The organism is Shimia sp. R9_3 (assembly GCF_017743755.1).
In the GTDB taxonomy this organism is placed as follows: domain Bacteria; phylum Pseudomonadota; class Alphaproteobacteria; order Rhodobacterales; family Rhodobacteraceae; genus Shimia.
In genome coordinates, this window is sequence record NZ_JAGHRP010000003.1 from 362,594 (window position 1) to 381,094 (window position 18,501).

The 18,501-nt window shown below is 57.0% G+C and carries 14 protein-coding genes, 1 tRNA gene and 1 pseudogene; 9 read left to right on the plus strand and 7 right to left on the minus strand.

Going from position 1 to position 18,501, the window contains the following annotated elements; all coding sequences use genetic code 11:
• The first annotated feature begins 26 nt into the window (after positions 1–26).
• On the plus strand, positions 27–530 hold the full coding sequence (locus J7412_RS10640) for a DUF2244 domain-containing protein (protein WP_209078617.1): 504 nt from the start codon (positions 27–29) through the stop codon (positions 528–530).
• Positions 531–775: 245 nt separating this feature from the next.
• Complete coding sequence (locus J7412_RS10645; protein ID WP_209078618.1) at positions 776–1,084, plus strand: EthD family reductase; 309 nt, start codon at positions 776–778, stop codon at positions 1,082–1,084.
• Positions 1,085–1,115: 31 nt separating this feature from the next.
• Here J7412_RS10645 and J7412_RS10650 read toward each other — a convergent pair whose 3' ends face one another.
• A complete protein-coding gene (locus J7412_RS10650; protein WP_209078619.1) occupies positions 1,116–2,192 on the minus strand; it encodes an Mrp/NBP35 family ATP-binding protein in 1,077 nt (358 codons plus the stop codon).
• A gap of 244 nt (positions 2,193–2,436) precedes the next feature.
• On the opposite strand from J7412_RS10650, the gene J7412_RS10655 reads away from it, so the two are divergent.
• The gene (locus tag J7412_RS10655) at positions 2,437–2,652 is read left to right on the plus strand and encodes a DUF1127 domain-containing protein (RefSeq protein WP_209065166.1); all 216 of its coding nucleotides are present in this window, start codon (positions 2,437–2,439) and stop codon (positions 2,650–2,652) included.
• Between the two features lie 556 nt (positions 2,653–3,208).
• Here J7412_RS10655 and J7412_RS10660 read toward each other — a convergent pair.
• Both J7412_RS10660 and J7412_RS10665 read right to left on the minus strand, forming a co-directional pair.
• Positions 3,209–3,844 carry a glutathione S-transferase gene (locus J7412_RS10660; protein ID WP_348540491.1) on the minus strand — a complete coding sequence of 212 codons (636 nt, stop codon included), beginning with the start codon at positions 3,842–3,844 and terminating at the stop codon, positions 3,209–3,211.
• A 73-nt stretch (positions 3,845–3,917) separates the two neighbouring features.
• On the minus strand, positions 3,918–6,356 hold the full coding sequence (locus J7412_RS10665; RefSeq protein ID WP_209078621.1) for a UvrD-helicase domain-containing protein: 2,439 nt from the start codon (positions 6,354–6,356) through the stop codon (positions 3,918–3,920).
• 125 nt (positions 6,357–6,481) lie between these two features.
• Here J7412_RS10665 and J7412_RS10670 point away from each other — a divergent pair, with 125 nt between their 5' ends.
• Both J7412_RS10670 and J7412_RS10675 read left to right on the plus strand, forming a co-directional pair.
• A complete protein-coding gene (locus J7412_RS10670) occupies positions 6,482–7,612 on the plus strand; it encodes an alpha-hydroxy acid oxidase (RefSeq protein ID WP_209078622.1) in 1,131 nt (376 codons plus the stop codon).
• Between the two features lie 178 nt (positions 7,613–7,790).
• The gene (locus J7412_RS10675; RefSeq protein WP_209078623.1) at positions 7,791–11,231 is read left to right on the plus strand and encodes a pyruvate carboxylase; all 3,441 of its coding nucleotides are present in this window, start codon (positions 7,791–7,793) and stop codon (positions 11,229–11,231) included.
• 119 nt (positions 11,232–11,350) lie between these two features.
• Here J7412_RS10675 and J7412_RS10680 read toward each other — a convergent pair whose 3' ends face one another.
• Together J7412_RS10680 and lipB are read right to left on the minus strand one after the other, a co-directional pair.
• Entirely contained in the window at positions 11,351–11,761 is a 411-nt protein-coding gene (locus J7412_RS10680) for a cytochrome C (RefSeq protein WP_209078624.1), read from the minus strand.
• A gap of 231 nt (positions 11,762–11,992) precedes the next feature.
• A pseudogene (gene lipB / locus J7412_RS10685) lies at positions 11,993–12,682 on the minus strand (lipoyl(octanoyl) transferase LipB); the annotation flags it as partial.
• A 201-nt stretch (positions 12,683–12,883) separates the two neighbouring features.
• Here lipB and J7412_RS10690 point away from each other — a divergent pair.
• The 4 genes from J7412_RS10690 (at position 12,884) to J7412_RS10705 (ending at position 15,624) form a co-directional block, all read left to right on the plus strand.
• Positions 12,884–12,970 (plus strand) — tRNA-Leu (locus J7412_RS10690).
• Between the two features lie 237 nt (positions 12,971–13,207).
• Positions 13,208–14,035 carry an ABC transporter substrate-binding protein gene (locus tag J7412_RS10695; RefSeq protein WP_247743864.1) on the plus strand — a complete coding sequence of 276 codons (828 nt, stop codon included), beginning with the start codon at positions 13,208–13,210 and terminating at the stop codon, positions 14,033–14,035.
• Positions 14,036–14,896 (plus strand): amino acid ABC transporter permease, encoded by an 861-nt coding sequence (locus J7412_RS10700; protein ID WP_209078627.1) that lies wholly within the window; start codon positions 14,036–14,038, stop codon positions 14,894–14,896. It abuts the gene before it with no gap.
• Positions 14,893–15,624, plus strand: coding sequence for an amino acid ABC transporter ATP-binding protein (locus J7412_RS10705; RefSeq protein ID WP_209078628.1), 732 nt, complete (start codon positions 14,893–14,895; stop codon positions 15,622–15,624). Before J7412_RS10700 ends, J7412_RS10705 begins: the two co-directional genes overlap by 4 nt.
• Before the next feature lie 89 nt (positions 15,625–15,713).
• On the opposite strand, the gene J7412_RS10710 is transcribed toward J7412_RS10705, so the two are convergent.
• Complete coding sequence (locus tag J7412_RS10710; protein ID WP_209065156.1) at positions 15,714–16,280, minus strand: chemotaxis protein CheD; 567 nt, start codon at positions 16,278–16,280, stop codon at positions 15,714–15,716.
• A 76-nt stretch (positions 16,281–16,356) separates the two neighbouring features.
• The gene (locus tag J7412_RS10715; protein ID WP_209078629.1) at positions 16,357–18,480 is read right to left on the minus strand and encodes a methyl-accepting chemotaxis protein; all 2,124 of its coding nucleotides are present in this window, start codon (positions 18,478–18,480) and stop codon (positions 16,357–16,359) included.
• Positions 18,481–18,501: the final 21 nt, after the last annotated feature.

Genomic DNA, 18,501 nt, shown 5'->3' on the forward strand with positions numbered 1-18,501 from the left:
CCCCTGCGATCCGAAGGCTCCCGCTGATGCCTCACCGCTGGACAGACCCCACCACGCCCGATCAACCGGTGCTCACCCTCTGGCCGCACCGCTCCCTGCCGCGCCGGGGATTCGCCGCCATGGTGCTCTTTGCCTTCACTGCGGGCACCATCCCGCTCTACGGACTGATTGGCACGGTGCTGTTCTGGGGCCTGCTGCCCTTCATCCTCTTGGTGGTCGGCGCGCTCTGGTTTGGTTTGCAAAAGTCCTACAAGGACGGCGATGTGTTTGAGGCGCTGTCGCTGCGCGCAGATACGCTCTCGCTTAGCCACAAACCGGCCCGCGGCGCGGTGCAGGAGTGGTCCTGCAATGTCTATTGGGCGCGTGCCGACATACATGTGCATGGCGGCCCCGTGCCCCACTATGTGACTTTGTCAGGCAACGGCCGCATGGTGGAGATTGGCAGCTTCCTGTCCGAAGAGGAACGCAAGACGCTTTATGCGGAGCTCAGCGATTTTCTGGCTCGCGCGGTGGCGACGCCAAATTCTTAGCATTTGGCTGGCCCGATTCGCGTTGTCCTGCGCCATGTTGCGGCGCGCGGGCCGTTAAAGTGGGTGTTTTTCCAAAGGGTCAAAAATCGCACCTCCGCAATACAGCCGCGATACAGACGCAATACCGACGTTGATGTTTTGCGTCTTCCGCAGCGTCCCAAAACGTTAATGCCCCAACAAAACGCTCGCCGAGTCGCGCGCAGACGCTAGGCTGGGATGACACAGTTGAATATTGGGAGGTTGTCATGGCTGTTTCGCTGCAGGTGCTCTATCCGGTTGGAGAAGGCACCACATTTGACCACGCATATTATGCCAGCACACATATGGATCTGGTCGGGGAACATATGGGGCCGCATATGGTCTCTGCGCAGGCCAGCAAGGGGCTTGCAGGCGGGCCCAATGTGCCCAGCCCGTTTCACGCCATCGCGACGATTCTCTTTGAAGATCAAGCTGCTATGGATGCCGCCATGGGCGCAGCCGGCCCGGTGATGGCGGACATCCCGAATTTCACCAATGTGCAGCCTCAGATCATGATTGGTGAGGTCATGGGCTGAACCTTAGGGCTTAGTGTGGGGCAGGGATGGCTCAGGCCATCCCGCCTTTCACAAGGCCTTCTGCGATCTGACCATAGGCTTTGGCCATATCGCTTTCCCCCGCCGCAATTGGGGTGCCACCGTCTCCGGCCAACCGGGTGTCTAGATCAATCGGCAGCGCACCCAGCAGCGGCACACCCAGTTTTTCCGCCTCTGCGGCCACACCGCCATGGCCAAAGATATGGGCCTCATGCCCACAGTTCGGGCAGTGGAAAAGGCTCATGTTCTCAATGAGTCCCAGCACCGGCGTCTTTAACTGATCAAACATGCCAAGCGCCTTGCGCGCGTCTAATAGGGCGACGTCCTGCGGCGTGCTCACCACAATGGCACCGGTCAGTTCGGTTTTCTGGCACAGCGTCAGCTGCACATCCCCAGTGCCCGGCGGCAGATCCACAATCAGCACGTCCAGTTCGCCCCATTGCACCTGTGTCAGCATCTGCTGCAGCGCGCCCATCAGCATCGGACCGCGCCAGACCACGGGTTTGTCTTCTTCCAGCATAAAGCCCAGCGACATGATGGTAACCCCATGAGCGTGCAGGGGAATAATGGTCTTTCCGTCCGGGCTGGCCGGGCGCTTGTTGACCCCCATCATACGGGGCTGGCTTGGGCCGTAGATATCTGCATCCAGCAAGCCCACCTTGCGCCCCTGTTTGGCCAGCGCCACGGCGAGGTTGGAGGAGACGGTGGATTTGCCCACGCCGCCCTTGCCGGAGCCCACCGCCAGAATGCGCTTCACACCGGCCACTTTCATCGGACCCGCCTGCGGTTTCGGGTGCCCCCCGATCTTGAGATTCGGCGCGGCTTGTTTTGGGGCAGGGGAGGCCTCGTGCGCGGTCAACGCGACCTGCACCTGAGACACGCCGGGCAGCTGTGCAACGGACGCTTCAGCCGCTTTGCGCAACGGCTCCATCATCCGTGCTATATCTGCGTTGGGCGCTTCAAGAACAAAACGCACCGACTCACCGTCAATCACAAGGGCCCGCAAAAAATCGCGCGACACCAGATCGCCCCCGTCCGGTAAGGCAATTTTTGACAATACGGCCTGCACATCTGCTTTGGTCACCGGCATGCTGAACTCCTATGCTGCAAGTGCACAATGCAGGCACTTATGATTTTGATCATGTAGTAAAACCTTCATATTTCTTCAAGGTTTTCGGCGATTTGCACAATTCTTGTGCAGGGGGTTGTGACGTGGCGTCTGATATTCCGTCCGCGCATAACTGCATTGCGGAGCTGTCTATTGTGCATCTGCAGCATGCTCCCATATAAACTCCACAAGCGAACGGACACACTCAAACGCAAGAGTAACGATTATGGCATATGCAGCAAACAGCGCCCCGGTGGCAGCCCCTAAAGCCTCAGGTTTTTCGGCTTTTATCGCAAACTTGGCAGAGCGCCTGCGCCAATACCGCGTTTACCGCGAGACTTATAACGAGTTGAGCGCGCTGTCTGATCGTGAACTGAACGACCTCGGTTTGAGCCGTTCCATGATCCGTCGTCTGGCCATCGATGCCAGCCAAGACGCTTAAATAGTTTCGGGAAGCCATCTCCTCCCTCAGGCTTTCCAATTCTGCGACGATGCCTCTCCTCCTCCCTGGTATCGTCGCGGCGAACAACGGGCCAAATGGTCCAAAGAGCTCAAGTCTCTCCTCTCCTCCTCCCTGGAGGGACTTGAACATAGCGACGGCGCCTCTCCTCCTCCCTGGCGTCGTCGCAACAAAATTCGGGCTCCGATAGCCCAGCGAGATCAAGCACTCTCTCTCCTCCTCCCTGAGGGTGCTTGTGTCTAGAGCGGCGGCACCTCTCCTCCTCCCTGGTGTCGTCGCCCAAGAATTCCGGGCTCTGACAGCCCAACGAGATCAAGGGTTCTCTCTCCTCCTCCCTGAGAGCTCTTGTGACTAGAGCGGCAGCACCTCTCCTCCTCCCTGGTGCTGCCGCCTCGAAATTCGAGCCACGCGGCTCACCGGTATCAAGGCGCTCTCTCCTCCTCCCTGATGTCGCCGCTGCATTCTCCCTTCAAAGTATTGTAAGTCATGAAAAAAGCGCCCCTGAGGGCGCTTGGTTGTTTTGGTCTTGAGAGCGATGTCAGAGCGCCGCACTGGGCCTTGCTTGCACCTTGGCATACCAGGCCTGTGTTGCCGTGTTCTCTGCCGGAGGGGGAAGTTTCACGATTCGGGCAAAGTCGCAGAATACAAAGGCCGTGATGTCCGCCAGAGTAAAGGCATCGCCAGCGAGCCATGGGCTGTCCTGCAGGCGGGTTTCCAGCGTCTTATAAAACAATCCCAACCGCTTTGCGCCGCGCGCCGCGAGTTCTGGGATCTGCTCATAGTCTACCGCACCGGGCAGCGCACGCCCCTTCAGGGCTGGGGTGGCGTTGCGCAATGCTTCGGCAATGGAGAGCCCGGCATGAAACTCACACACCGCATTCCACATCGACACCGCCCCCTTTTCCTCAGGCGTCCGTCCCATCAAAGGCGGCTCCGGATGCGCCGCTTCCAGATAGGTGGCAATCGCGATGTTTTCGGTGAGGCTTTGCCCGCTGTCTGTCACCAGAACAGGCACCGTACCCCAGGGGTTGATCGCCAAAAACTCCGGTGCTCGGTGGGCATCATTGCGCAGATCCACTTGCCGTGTCTCCACGCTAAGTCCTTTTTCCGCAATGAACATTCTGGCCCGGCGCGGACTGGGTGCTGTGCTGCAATCATAGAAAATCATGGGCATCCTCCTGTCTGATGCCCACTCAATGGCGCGTGCGCAGCCCTGTCAATGGCCGGGGCCGCCTGCCGACGTGTGGTCAGAACGGGATATCGTTTGGTGCAGAAACAAACCGCGCCACAACCTTCTTCTGCCCCGCTTTTTCAAAATCCACGGTCAGCTTGTCGCCTTCGATATCTGCCACTTGGCCATAGCCGAACTTCTGGTGGAACACGCGATCGCCAACCATAAAGCTTGAGATGGCTTGCATGTCTATGGCGGAGGCTTTGGTCTCTTTCGGCTGGCTTGTGCCATATTGACCCGAGCGTGATTGCAGGCGTTTCCAGCCCGGGGAGTTGTAGCCATCAGCCCGCATGGCCGATTGTTCAAGCCCTGAGGTGCCAAACCCGCCGCTGTCCCGCGTATTGCCGCTGTGCCCATAAAGCCCGGGTGGGGTCAGCACTTCGACATTCTCGTCAGAGAGTTCATCGATAAAGCGCGAGGGCATCTGGCTTTGCCATTGGCCAAACACACGGCGATTGCCAGCAAAGGAAATCGTGCAAATTTCCTCAGCACGGGTGATTCCCACATAGGCCAGCCGCCGCTCTTCTTCCAAGCCCTTGAGGCCGTTTTCGTCCATGGAGCGTTGCGACGGGAACAACCCATCCTCCCAGCCGGGCAGGAAAACAGCGGGGAATTCCAAACCTTTGGCAGCGTGCAGGGTCATGATCGAGATCTTCTGCTCCGCATCCTCGCTTTCATTGTCCATGATCAGGCTGACGTGCTCCAGAAAGCCCTGAAGGTTGTCAAAGCTTTCCAGTGCCTTGACCAGTTCCTTGAGGTTTTCCAAGCGCCCCGGCGCCTCGGGTGTTTTGTCATTTTGCCACATCGCGGTGTAGCCCGATTCATCGAGGATCACCTGCGCCAGTTCCACGTGGCTCAGTTCCGCATGCCCCTCTTGCAGGCGCATTGCGGTCTGGGTGGCACCGTCATCAATCACCGCGTCATCGTCCAGCGCAACTTCCACCTGGGGTGGGGTGCCTTGCCGCCGCCAACGATCAAGCCCCTCCAGCAGGATGCCAAGTTCCTTCGCGCCTTTGCCGCCAATGCCCTTTTCTTCCAGCAGGATGCGGGCACCCTCCACCAGGCTCACCCCATTGGTACGGGCGCAGGTCTGGATCTTCTGCTGCGCCACATTGCCAAGCCCACGTTTGGGGGTGTTCACAATGCGCTCAAAGGCCAGATCGTCCTCCGGGCTGACCACCAGCCGGAAATAGGCCATGGCATCGCGAATCTCCAAACGCTCATAGAATCGCGGGCCACCAATCACGCGATAGGGCAGGCCGATGGTCAGAAAGCGGTCTTCAAAGGCGCGCATCTGATGGGAAGCCCGCACGAGAATCGCCATGTCCTCCAGCGACTTTGGGGCGCTGCCACGTGTGCCGCGCTGCATGGCTTCCACTTCTTCACCAACCCAGCGCGCCTCTTCGTCGCCGTCCCAATGGCCGATCAGGCGCACCTTTTCGCCCATGTCGGCTTCGGTCCAAAGCTCCTTGCCAAGGCGGTTTTCGTTGCCGCGGATCACGTTGGATGCGGCGGCCAGAATATTGCCGGTAGAGCGGTAATTCTGCTCAAGCCGCACCACATGCGCGCCGGGAAAATCCTTTTCAAAGCGCAGGATGTTTCCAACTTCCGCCCCGCGCCAGCCATAGATCGACTGATCGTCATCCCCGACGCAGCAGATGTTTTTATGCCCGCTCGCCAGCAAGCGCAGCCAGAGATACTGGGCGACGTTGGTATCCTGATATTCGTCTACAAGGATGTAGCGGAACCAGCGTTGATAATTGGCGAGCACATCCGGGTTGTCCTGGAAGATGGTGACCATGTGTAAAAGCAGGTCGCCAAAATCCACAGCGTTCAGTTCTTTGAGACGGGTCTGATACTGCGCGTATAGTTCTCCACCCCGATGATTGTAGGCGCCGGCATCTGCCGCAGGCAGCTTTTGTGGGGTTAAGGCTCTGTTTTTCCAGCCGTCTATGAGCGATGCAAGCTGCCTCGCTGGCCAGCGTTTGTCATCAATATTGGCCGCCGCCACCAACTGCTTGAGCAGGCGCAGTTGATCGTCGGTGTCCAGAATCGTGAAGTTGGATTTCAGCCCAACCAGCTCGGCATGGCGGCGCAGGAGTTTGACGCAGATCGCGTGAAAGGTGCCCAGCCATGGCATGCCTTCGATCTGGTGCCCCAACATGTTGCCGACGCGGTTTTTCATCTCGCGTGCCGCTTTGTTGGTAAAGGTCACCGCCAAAATCTCATTGGGCCGCGCCCGTGAGGTGTTGAGCAGATGCACAATCCGGGCCGTCAGGGCCTTGGTTTTGCCGGTGCCCGCACCCGCCAGCATCAAGACCGGTCCGTCCATTTGCTCCACAGCTTCCCGCTGCGCCGGGTTGAGTTCATCCAGATAGGGGCTCGGGCGCGCCATCATCGCGCGCGCCGAAAGCGACGCGCCTTCAAAGGCGTCAAATTCGTCAAAACTGCTCATGGTGCCAACTTACCGCAAAGCGGCAGGATGCAAAAGGTCTGTTCCGTTTATGTTCCAGAGGCAAAACACGGTTTCTTTCACAGGTTGTTCTGGACTTTTGAGTGGAGACGTCAGACACAAATATCATGGACTTACATGCCAGATACCCAGCCCTGAGTGACCTGAAGAAACGCTCGAAACAGCGTTTGCCCAAGTTTGTTTGGGAGTACCTGGACAGTGCGACGGGGGAGGAGCGTACCAAGCATCGCAATCGAGCCCAGTTTGATGCGGTGCAACTCATGCCGTCGATTCTACATGGTGAGATTGCGCCGTCTTTGGAAACGACACTGATGGGCCAGACATATGCGCTGCCGGTCGGGATAGCGCCTGTGGGTATGTCAGGTCTTATGTGGCCCGACGCGGAAAGGCTGCTGGCGCAGGCCGCCACCAAGTCGCAAATTCCCTATTGCCTGTCCACAGTGGCCACGCAGACACCGGAAGAGGTCGCGCCGGATTTGAACGGGAATGGCTGGTTTCAGCTTTATCCGCCGCGCGATGAAGGGATTCGTAAGGATATGCTGAAGCGGGTTGGGGAGGCCGGATACACCACATTGGTGCTTACGGTGGATGTGCCGGTTGCCAGTCGGCGTGAGCGGCAAGTGCGCTCCGGCCTCACGACACCGCCCAGATTGACACCAAGGTTGCTGGCACAGGTTGCGATGCGCCCGACCTGGGCATTGGGAATGGCGCAGCGGGGCATGCCGCGGATGCGCTTGATTGATGAGTATGCAGGCAATGTGACGGGGCTAAGCTCCACGGCCCATGCAGGATATTTGCTGCGCACCTCACCTGATTGGGATTACGTCCATTGGCTGAGAGAGCATTGGCCCGGCAAATTGGTCGTTAAGGGCGTCATGCGCGCTGAGGACGCCACGCGCCTCAAAGAGGCCGGAGTGGACGCGATTTGGATTTCCAACCACGCCGGACGCCAATTTGATGCTGCACCTGCAACAATAGATGTGCTGCCAAAAATTCGCGCAGCTTGCGACCTGCCCATCATTCTGGACAGCGGCGTTGAGACCGGGCTCGATATTTTGCGCGCAATCGCACTTGGAGCCGATTTTGTCTTTATGGGAAGCGGTTTTCACCATGCGTTGGCCGCATTGGGTAGCCGGGGCCCTGCCCATCTCTTGGAGATTCTCTCCAAGGATTTGGAGGCGAATATGGGCCAACTTGGGATCAGTGATTTGCGGGATGTGACGAAGAATCTTCTCTAGACGCCCCCTCCGTGTCGCAGGTGCAGAAAAATCTGCCGGATTTTGAGGCGTTTTCGTGAACACATCCTTTCACAAATCTTACATGTTTACGCAGTCCTTGGTATTGCGCGGCCCCGGTCGCGTGACTTAAGGCCTTCACTACACACTCGGACAGACACCAGCGAGGGGGAGCCTGCCCATGACCGAATTTTCCAAAATCCTAATTGCCAACCGTGGCGAGATCGCGATCCGTGTGATGCGCGCTGCCAATGAGATGGGCAAGAAAACCGTGGCCGTGTTTGCCGAAGAGGACAAACTTGGCCTGCACCGCTTCAAAGCGGACGAAGCCTATCGGATCGGCGAAGGGATGGGGCCTGTTGCGGCCTATCTGAGCATCGACGAGATCATCCGTGTCGCCAAAGAGTGCGGCGCAGATGCGATCCATCCGGGCTACGGTCTGCTGTCGGAGAACCCACATTTTGTGGATGCCTGTGCAGCCAACGGAATCACCTTCATCGGCCCCAAAGCCGAAACCATGCGCGCGCTGGGTGACAAAGCTTCTGCACGGAAAGTGGCGATTGCGGCGGGTGTGCCAGTTATCCCGGCGACCGAAGTGCTTGGCGATGACATGGAGGCCATCAAGACAGAGGCCGCCGAGATCGGCTATCCTCTGATGCTCAAAGCCTCTTGGGGCGGCGGCGGTCGCGGTATGCGTCCGATCCACGGCGAAGATGAGCTGGAAGAGAAGGTGCTGGAAGGGCGCCGTGAAGCCGAGGCCGCCTTTGGCAATGGCGAAGGGTATCTGGAGAAGATGATCACCCGCGCCCGCCACGTAGAGGTGCAGATCCTTGGTGACCAGCAAGGCAATATCTATCACCTCTATGAGCGGGATTGCTCGGTTCAGCGCCGTAACCAGAAAGTGGTTGAGCGCGCGCCTGCGCCTTATCTGTCTGAAGCTCAGCGTGAAGAACTTTGCGAGCTTGGTCGCAAGATCTGTGCGCATGTGAACTATGAATGCGCCGGCACCGTTGAATTCCTGATGGATATGGAAACTGGCAAGTTCTACTTCATCGAAGTGAACCCGCGTGTTCAGGTCGAGCACACTGTGACCGAAGAGGTCACCGGCATCGACATCGTGCAGGCGCAAATCCTGATCGCGGAAGGCAAATCCCTTTCTGAGGCGACCGGCAAATCCAGCCAATACGATATCCGCCTCAATGGTCATGCGCTGCAAACACGCGTGACGACCGAGGACCCACAGAACAACTTCATCCCGGATTACGGCCGGATCACGGCCTATCGCTCAGCCACCGGTATGGGCATCCGTCTTGATGGTGGTACGGCGTATGCGGGCGGCGTGATCACGCGCTACTACGATAGCCTGCTGACCAAGGTGACAGCGTGGGCGCCAACACCAGAGAAGGCCATCAAGCGGATGGACCGCGCGCTGCGCGAGTTCCGTGTGCGCGGCGTGTCGACCAACATCGCTTTTGTTGAAAACCTGCTGAAGCACCCGACCTTCCTGTCCAATCAATACACCACCAAGTTTATTGATGAGACACCGGATCTGTTCCAATTCGCCAAGCGCCGTGACCGGGGCACCAAGGTGCTGACGTATATCGCTGATATCTCTGTCAACGGGCACCCGGAAACAACGGATCGGCCCATGCCGGCTGCCGATCTGAAAGCGCCGCTGCCGCCAGAGAAGCGTGGGGATGTCCAGCCGGGCACACGCAATTTGCTGGAAGAGCAGGGCGCACAGGCTGTCGCTGACTGGATGAAAGCGCAAAGCAAGCTGTTGCTGACCGACACCACCATGCGTGATGGTCACCAATCGCTGCTGGCAACGCGGATGCGCTCCATCGACATGATCAAAGTCGCGCCAAGCTACGCGGCCAACCTGCCAGAGCTGTTCTCTGTTGAATGCTGGGGCGGGGCGACCTTTGATGTGGCTTACCGCTTCCTGCAGGAATGTCCATGGCAGCGTCTGCGCGATCTGCGCACAGCTATGCCAAACGTGTTGACCCAGATGCTGTTGCGTGCGTCCAACGGTGTTGGGTATACCAACTATCCGGACAATGTGGTGCAGGCCTTTGTGAAGCAGGCAGCTGAAACCGGCGTTGACGTCTTCCGCGTGTTTGACAGCCTCAACTGGGTTGAAAACATGCGTGTCGCCATGGACGCAGTGGTTGAAAACGGCAAGATTTGTGAAGGCACGATCTGTTACACAGGTGATCTGCTTGATCCGGCCCGCAGCAAATATGACCTGAACTACTATGTTGGCATGGCCAAAGAGCTTGAGGCCGCAGGCGCGCATGTGCTGGGTCTGAAAGACATGGCCGGACTGCTGAAGCCAGCCTCTGCGCGCATGCTTGTGAAAGCGCTTAAAGAAGAGGTCGGCCTGCCGATCCACTTCCACACGCATGACACTTCCGGGATTGCCGGTGCGACCATTCTGGCCGCCGCAGAAGCAGGTGTGGACGCGGTTGATGCTGCTATGGACGCCTTCTCTGGCGGCACCTCGCAACCATGTCTTGGCTCTATCGTTGAGGCAACACGCAACACCGATCGCGACACTGGGCTGGACATTGGCGCGATCCGCGAAATCAGCGCTTACTGGGAGGGTGTACGTGCACAGTACTCCGCCTTTGAAAGCGGTCTCGCGGCACCTGCATCGGAAGTCTATCTGCACGAGATGCCTGGTGGCCAGTTCACCAACCTGAAGGCCCAGGCGCGCAGCCTTGGTCTAGAGGAGCGCTGGCATGAGGTCGCTCAGACCTATGCGGACGTCAACCAGATGTTTGGCGACATAGTGAAGGTGACCCCATCGTCAAAGGTTGTGGGTGACATGGCACTGATGATGGTAAGCCAAGGCCTGACCCGCGAAGAAGTCGAGGATCCAAGTGTCGAGTTGGCTTTCCCGGACAGCGTTGTGGACATGATGCGCGGCAATCTTGGCCAGCCACATGGTGGCTTCCCCTCCGCGATCATCGACAAGGTGCTGAAAGACGAAAAGCCCAACACCGAGCGCCCTGGCAAGCATCTGAAGCCGATTGATCTGGAGGCAACGCGCTCAGATTTGTCGGCGGAGCTTGAGGGCTTCAAGGTGGATGATGAGGATCTGAACGGCTACCTGATGTATCCTAAGGTGTTCCTTGATTACATGGGGCGTCACCGTCAGTACGGTCCGGTTCGGTCGCTGCCAACCCGCACGTTCTTCTATGGCATGGAGCCTGGCGAAGAAATCACAGCGGAAATCGATCCGGGCAAGACCCTTGAAATCCGTTTGCAAGCCATCGGTGAGACTGACGAGAATGGCGAAGTGAAGGTGTTCTTTGAGCTGAACGGTCAGCCTCGTGTGATCCGCGTGCCAAACCGTCTGGTCAAAGCGTCGACCGCATCGCGCCCTAAAGCTGAAGTTGGCAATGCCAACCACATCGGGGCGCCAATGCCGGGTGTTGTTGCCTCTGTTGCTGCAGTTGCGGGGGCTCAGGTCAAAGAGGGCGACCTTCTGCTGACCATTGAGGCGATGAAGATGGAAACCGGTATCCATGCTGAACGTGACGCGGTGATCAAAGCCGTTCATGTCTCTGCAGGTGGTCAGATCGATGCAAAAGATCTGCTGGTAGAACTCGAGTAACTTTCAGTCAGGTTGGGGGAATTTGCCTCAGCCACCACATCAAAAAAGCCCCATGTCAGCGGGCTGACATGGGGCTTTCTGTTCAGTTGGTGACGTCGCGCGCGGCAACGTGCCCTGTACTACTCAGCAGCAGGCGCGACAGACGCCAGATACGCGGCAACGTCTTCGCCACCCTTTTTGAGTTTGAAGGTCATCTTGGACTTGGTTTCGTAACCATTGTCTGACAGCCATGCTTTTGGATCGACCACATAAGCGGCCAGCATCTCTTCTGTCCAAACCGCACCGGCTTCATTGGCGGATTGCAGCCCTGCGCCGTATTTGAAGTCCTCAGAGCCAACCGCGCGGCCGACTACGCCGTAAAGGTTCGGACCGGTTTTGCCGCCCTTGAAGATCACCTCTCCATCAGGGGAAGCGATTGTGTGGCATGCTTTGCATTTCTTGAAGCCTTTTTCGCCCGCCTCCACGTCGCCTTCTGCGAGAACTGGCGAAGCGACGAGAAGTGCCGCTGTTGCTGCTGCTAGGAATTTCATGAGAGTAACCTCGTTGATGAATGGGTGTTCGACGCGTTGCGCAAGATAAATTTCTCAAGCAAGGGACGACCAAGTGCAACTGAAAATGGGGCGAAAAAGCCCTATTTCCAGCACCCGCGACGATCCGGCGCGCTTTCTGATGCCTTTGTGGGGCATCGCGTTTGTTGAGCCGCGAGCGACCCTAGCGAGCCTTAGAAAAGGCTCAGCAGCAATCCCGACAATGGTCTCAGATCAAGAGGTAAGAGGCTCTTCGGCTTCTGCAGGAGAGGGGAACGCCAACTCAAAATTGCGTTTCAAAGCAACGTCGACATCGTCCATCGTGACGGGAAGACCGAGGTCGACAAGTGACGTGACCCCATGTTCGGTGATGCCGCAGGGCACGATACCACCAAAGTGGGAAAGATCCGGCTCTACGTTGATCGAAATGCCGTGAAAGCTGACCCAGCGCCGGAGGCGGATACCAATTGCTGCGATCTTGTCTTCGGATTTTGAGCCGTCAGCCCGCAACGGTTTGTCATCGCGTTCGATCCAGACGCCCACACGGCCTTCGCGAATTTCGCCTTTCAGATTGAATTCCGCGAGGGTCTGAATCACCCAGGTCTCAAGCTGTTTCACAAAAGCGCGGACGTCTCTGCCACGTTTGCTGAGATCGAGCAGCACATAGACCACACGCTGGCCCGGGCCATGGTAGGTGTACTCGCCGCCGCGTCTGGCCTGATACACCGGAAAACGCTCTGGATCGACCAAATCGTCAATTTTCGCAGAGGTACCAGCCGTATAGAGCGGGGCATGTTCCAACAGCCAGATGCACTCCTCAGCCTCACCGGCGGCAATGGCTGTTGCGCGCTGCTCCATAAATTCAAGAGCGGTTTCGTAGTCAACCAAACCGTCGCTGTGGATCCATTCTACCATGTGAACCTGCCGTTTATGCTGTTGATAGGCACCTAAGTGTTTTTTGGCTCAGCTTCAATTGAGGATTGGCGAACCACATCGTTTGACCTTTGAGATCTGCTCCTCTTTTGGTGCTCTAGGGGGCAGCCAAAAAAATATCTGAAGAAGCGCATTTTTTGCTTCACTTCCCCAGCGAGCCTAGGTATTAGCCCCTCACCCACCAGGGCAAGTGCGGTCGTGGCGGAATTGGTAGACGCGCAGCGTTGAGGTCGCTGTTCCTTAACCGGAGTGGAAGTTCGAGTCTTCTCGACCGCACCATTTAGCTGAAAATGTGGTCAGCTAAATAGCTTACAGGATTATCTAGACAGTCGTGTGTACTTGGCTTGGTTTGGAAGCCTTGGTTTCTTGCTGTCCATGGCGCATCTTTAGATTTTTGACGCTTATTTTTGCGGGCTGTGAAGTTGAGTGCAGGTCGGGGCGATTGATCCCGTGCTGGTCTGGACAATTCCCTTCGCGCGTAAGAACCTGTCGCCAAATAGAAATTCGTGGAGATGTTTGATGAAATTGATAGCAAGTTCAGCTTTGGCGTTGATGTGCACGTCGGTTGCAGCCTTCGCAATGGGAGAGGGCACCTGTGCTGCGGGCAAGACGCTTTCTGAGGGCACGCTGACAATCGCGACTGGCAACCCGGCTTATTATCCTTGGGTTATGAACGACGCTCCTGAGAGCGGCGAAGGGTTTGAGGCCGCTGTAGCCTATGCCATTGCGGACAAAATGGGGTTCAGTGCAGATCAGGTAACCTGGGTGCGGACGAGTTTTGATGAGGCGATCCAACCCGGTGCCAAGAACTTTGATTTCAATATGCAGCAATATTCCATCACGCCGGAGCGCGAGGAAATGGTGGATTTCAGCCTGCCGTATTATGTGTCGTCAATGGCTGTTCTGACCACACAGAGCGTGGTGGATGCAGGTGCTGAAGCAACTTTGGGCAGTCTGCAGGGCCTCAAATGGGGGGCTGTAGCCACCACTACGGCGCTTCCGATCCTGGCCGAAGTGGTCAAGCCTGCAAGTGATCCCTTGCTTTACAATGACAATGCTGACGTGAATGCCGCGATTATGGCGGGGCAGATTGATGCGGCGCTTTATGACCTGCCGACCGCGCTTTATCTGTCTGCCGCGGTTGTTGATGGTGGCACGCTGCTTGGGCAGTTTCCGCCGGAACAGTCTGAAAACCCTGATAAGTTTGGCTTGCTGATGGAAGAGGGTAACCCGCTTCGGGAATGCGTCGATGCTGCAATCACGGACCTCTCCGAAAGTGGTGCGCTCGCTGCGATTGAGGCAGAATGGCTTGCCGAAGCCACTGGCGTTCCGGTCATCAAATAAATGACTACCTCCAAGGTCGGTAAAGGCGCGGTGAGTGACCGCGCCAAAACGCCAACGCGCCGAGAGCTTTATGAGGCCAATGTGCGGCGGCGTGCCACCCGCATTGCGCTCATCTCCACGATCAGCGTGGGGCTGGCCATCTTTTTTCTTGTGCCGTTGGCACCGGGGTGGGAGGCGGTTCAAAGGTCGTTTTTCAACGGCCGGGTCTTTGCCGCGACATTTCCCGGGCTTGTTGAAGCCTTTTTGCTGAATGTGATGATTTTTGCGTGGTCTGCTCCGCTTATCGCGGTGACAGGTCTTGCGATAGCGCTGTGTCGGGATACGCGCGCGCCTGCGCTCTTTCCGCTACGCTTGTTTGGGATGGCTTACACGGATGTTTTTCGCGGTCTGCCGGTTGTCTTGGTGATTTATATCATTGGCTTTGGGGTGCCAGGATTGGGGCTGCCGAGGCCTTGGAACAGCCCATACATTTGGGGCACTTTGGCGCTGGTACTGGTTTACTCGGCCTATGTGGCAGAAGTCATCCGCTCTGGTATCGACTCCATTCATCATTCGCAGCGCTCTGCCGCAGCGTCTTTGGGGCTGAGTGATCGAGACATCATGCGTTTTGTGGTGTTGCCGCAGGCCATTCGCAATGTGGTGCCTGCGAATATGAATCTGTTTATTGCGCTGCAAAAAGACGTGGCGCTGCTGTCGTTCATTGGGCCGGTAGAGATTTTTAGGCAAGCGGGTGTCTATAAGTCGCTTTATGCGAATTTTACGCCCTACGTTGGCGCCGCACTCATCTTTCTGGCGCTCACCATACCGGCCACCAGATATGCGGATTATCTGATGAACAAGCAGAATAGGGCGCGTACATGAAGGCAAAGTTGTCCTTGCGCGGGGTGCGCAAGTGGTTTGGGGAAAACGAAGTCTGCAAAGGCATCGACTTGGATGTCGCTGACGGCGAGATGGTCTGTTTGATCGGCGCCTCGGGCTCCGGAAAATCAACACTTTTGCGCTGTATGAATCTTTTGGAGCCGATTGATGACGGCGCGATTTTTCTCGATGGCGTGGACATTGCAGAGCCGGGCTTGGATCCGCAGCCCATTCGCCAGAAAATCGGAATCGTTTTTCAGAGCTATAATCTGTTCCCGCATATGACCGCGCTGGAGAATGTGATGCTCGCGCCGCGTCGCGTGTATGGACATGGGCGAGAAGAGCTTCGTCCCAAAGTCACACAGATGTTTGAGCGATTTGGGCTTGGGGATCGCACGGACCACTATCCTGACCAGCTGTCGGGTGGGCAGCAGCAGCGTGTGGCCATCATTCGCGCATTGGCGATGGAGCCGCAGATCATGCTGTTTGACGAGATCACCAGCGCGCTTGACCCCGAATTGGTCGGCGAGGTGCTCGATGTTCTGCGAGATCTTAGGAAGCAGGGGATGACCATGGTGCTGGCCACCCATGAGATGGGTTTTGCGCGCGAGCTGGCAGACAAGGTTTGTTTTCTTGAGGCAGGGCGCATTTTGGAGCAAGGTTCACCAGATCAGTTGTTTTCTGCTCCGCGCGAAGAGCGCACCAAGGCGTTTCTTTCCCGAGTGCTCTGATCACTTCGACTTCGAACTGACTGGAGCTCAATAAAAAATTGCCGCCAGAAAGGCGGCAACCAAAGTCAGATATGTGTTTGAAACGGTGTTTAGAACAGCTGTACGTCGCCAACGCTTTTGTCGACCTTTGGCTTTTTCGCGGCCATACGCTGTGCGCTTTCTTCTTCGACAAGACGGGTGTCTTTCATGAAACGGCGCTGGATCCGGCCGCCAACGGGCCAGAACCGCAAGTTGCGGCCGCGTTGTCCGCCAAGGCAGCAATCCACCAGCTCAAAGCCTTCGTTTTTGACAAACCAAGTCGCAAATTCCGCGTTCTTGGTGCCGATGTCGATGCGGCTGTTGAACATTTTCGCGCCGCCTAGCAACTTCACACGCAGTCGATCACGGCGGGCGCCTGCCTGAATGAGGCCGTTCACCAAGAGTTCCATCGCATGAACGCCGTGGCTCATGCCGCCGGAGGAGTCATTTTCGGTACCCGGCAGGAGGAAATGGTTCATGCCACCGACACCTGCGACTTCGTCCCACATACATGCGGCGACACAAGAGCCAAGGATGGTGGTCATCACCAGCTGGTTATCATCGGACACCTGCACATCGCCCTGCAGCAGGGGTTGCACGTTAAATCCTTTGATCGCTTCTGCTTCAGCTAGGCTCATGGCGCGTTCCGTTCTATTAATTGGTGTGTCAGGATTTCGGTCCTGGAATTTGTGCCGATTTTCAGCTCACGGATTGTCAAAAGTCTTCCCAGTCTTCGTTTGAGAGATCGTTAGGCGACTGGTTCACAACTGCGGCCTTTGTCGTTGAGGCGGGTGATGCGACCTGCGTTGCAGCTTCGCCTTTATGGGGCTTTGGATCGGTTTTTGCTTCGGGAACTGGCGCCGGTGCCTTTTTCACTTTGGCCTTTTTGACCGGTTGGGCCTTGGCTGAAGCGGGCTTCTTTTCCTTTGATTTGACCTCGACCGCATCGCGCGCTGCGTCCTCATCCCATTCTTTCGCCTTGGCTTCAGCGTCTTTCGTGTGTTTGGGAGTGGTCGGCTCTTTGGCCTTGACCTTGTTAGCAACTTCTGGAGCTGGTTTGGGCTGCATTTGCGGTTTTTTTACTGCAGGCTTTGGAGCGCTTGCAGTCGCAACGCCTTCGCTGGGAAGTTTAAAGGTTTGGAGCACATCGGCCATGCGGTTGGCCTCTTCGGAAAGATTACGGCTTGCGGCCGAGGCTTCCTCAATCATCGCAGCATTGCGTTGCGTGACGCGATCTAGCTCTGTTACGCTTTCCTTGATCTCGATGAGATTGTCGGCCTGATCACGCGAACCCGTTGCGATTTGGGCGACCAGATCGGATGCATGGTTCACGCCGGTGATGATCTCCTGCAGGGCCACACCGGCTTTGTTGACCAGCTCACTGCCCTTGGTGACCTGCTCTCCAGAGCGATGGATAAGGTCTTTGATTTCGTTTGCTGACTCTGATGCACGCTGCGCGAGGGCGCGCACTTCTGAGGCGACCACCGCGAAACCACGGCCGGCTTCGCCTGCGCGTGCGGCTTCAACGCCGGCATTGAGCGCGAGAAGGTTGGTTTGAAAGGCGATATCGTCAATCACCCCAATGATGGCTGTGATTTGCTCTGAGCTTTGCTCGATGTTACGCATCGCTTCCACTGTGAGCTCGACCACTTCGCCACCGGCCTGCGCCTGATGGCGGTTGTTCACAATGCGTTCGCTTGCCTCAGCGGCATTCTCAGCGGTTTGCTCGACAGAAGCGCTCAGCGTTTCGATGGCTGCTGCAGATTCCTCAAGGGTCACAGCTTGCGCTTCCGACCGTTTGGATTGGTCCACCACGCTCTCAGAAATCTCCTGTGCGCTGGAGCGGACAGATTCAGCGGTCTGCGAAGCCGCTGACAGCACCTTGTGCAGGTTTACTTGCAATGCATTGTAGTCTTCACAGATCCGGAGCTGCTCTTCCTTGAGAGCGCCGAACTCTGAACTGTTGATCGAGCAACCAACCTGGCCATTTGCAATTTCTGCAAGCCCTTCGGCCAGACGGTTGAAGACCTTCTTTTGAGTTTCATCTTCTTGGGCGCGTTCTTTGCGGGCCTTTTGGCCGTCTGCTAGACGATCGCGGAAGGTTTCGAGCTTTTGCGCAATTACACCGATTTCGTCAGCGCGGTTGGTGTGAGATATTTCTGCGTCAAAATTTGTATTCGCGATTTCCTCGACGGACTCTCCGAGGTCCTTGAGCGGGCGACTGACAAGTCTGCCGAGCTGGAAGATGATCAGCCCAACAGCGAGCATGGAAGCAACCGCCGTGCGGACCATGTCGAGAATGACTTCCTGTAACGTCGCTGCGCGATCTGCGGAGATGTCGACGGCGTAGCTCAGTTGCCCCACGATGCCACGTGCGCCTGGCGCCTGAATGGGCAGTTGAGCCGCGTATACGTCAGCCTTGAGAACAGTTGCTTTGCCAGAGGCGGTGTCAGAGACCGCGTCAAGTCCGTTGATGGCATCAGTTGTTGCCTGATCCCGGGCATCTGAAACATCATAGCTGTAGAGCAACTCTCCAGAAGGTGCGTGCACGTCTACTGCAGAGACTTGAGGGTCTTTTTCCAGAAGTTTGGCGACCGTCGCCCGAATACGATCAGGATCTTGGAACTGCGTCGGCGCAATGAGCTGCGTTGCGAAAAGATCGGCGACCAAGTCATAACGCTGGCTCAAACGCCGTTCGGTGTTGCCCTGCTCAAGATAGTACTCAAATACCGTCCCAGCGCCCAATCCCAGCAAGGCGCAAACGCCAACAGCGACCAGAAGTTTGGTTTTGATGCTCGTGTTGGCAGTCTTGGAGTTTTTCTTCTTGAAGCCGATCATGTGCGCGCCCTGATGGTAAAT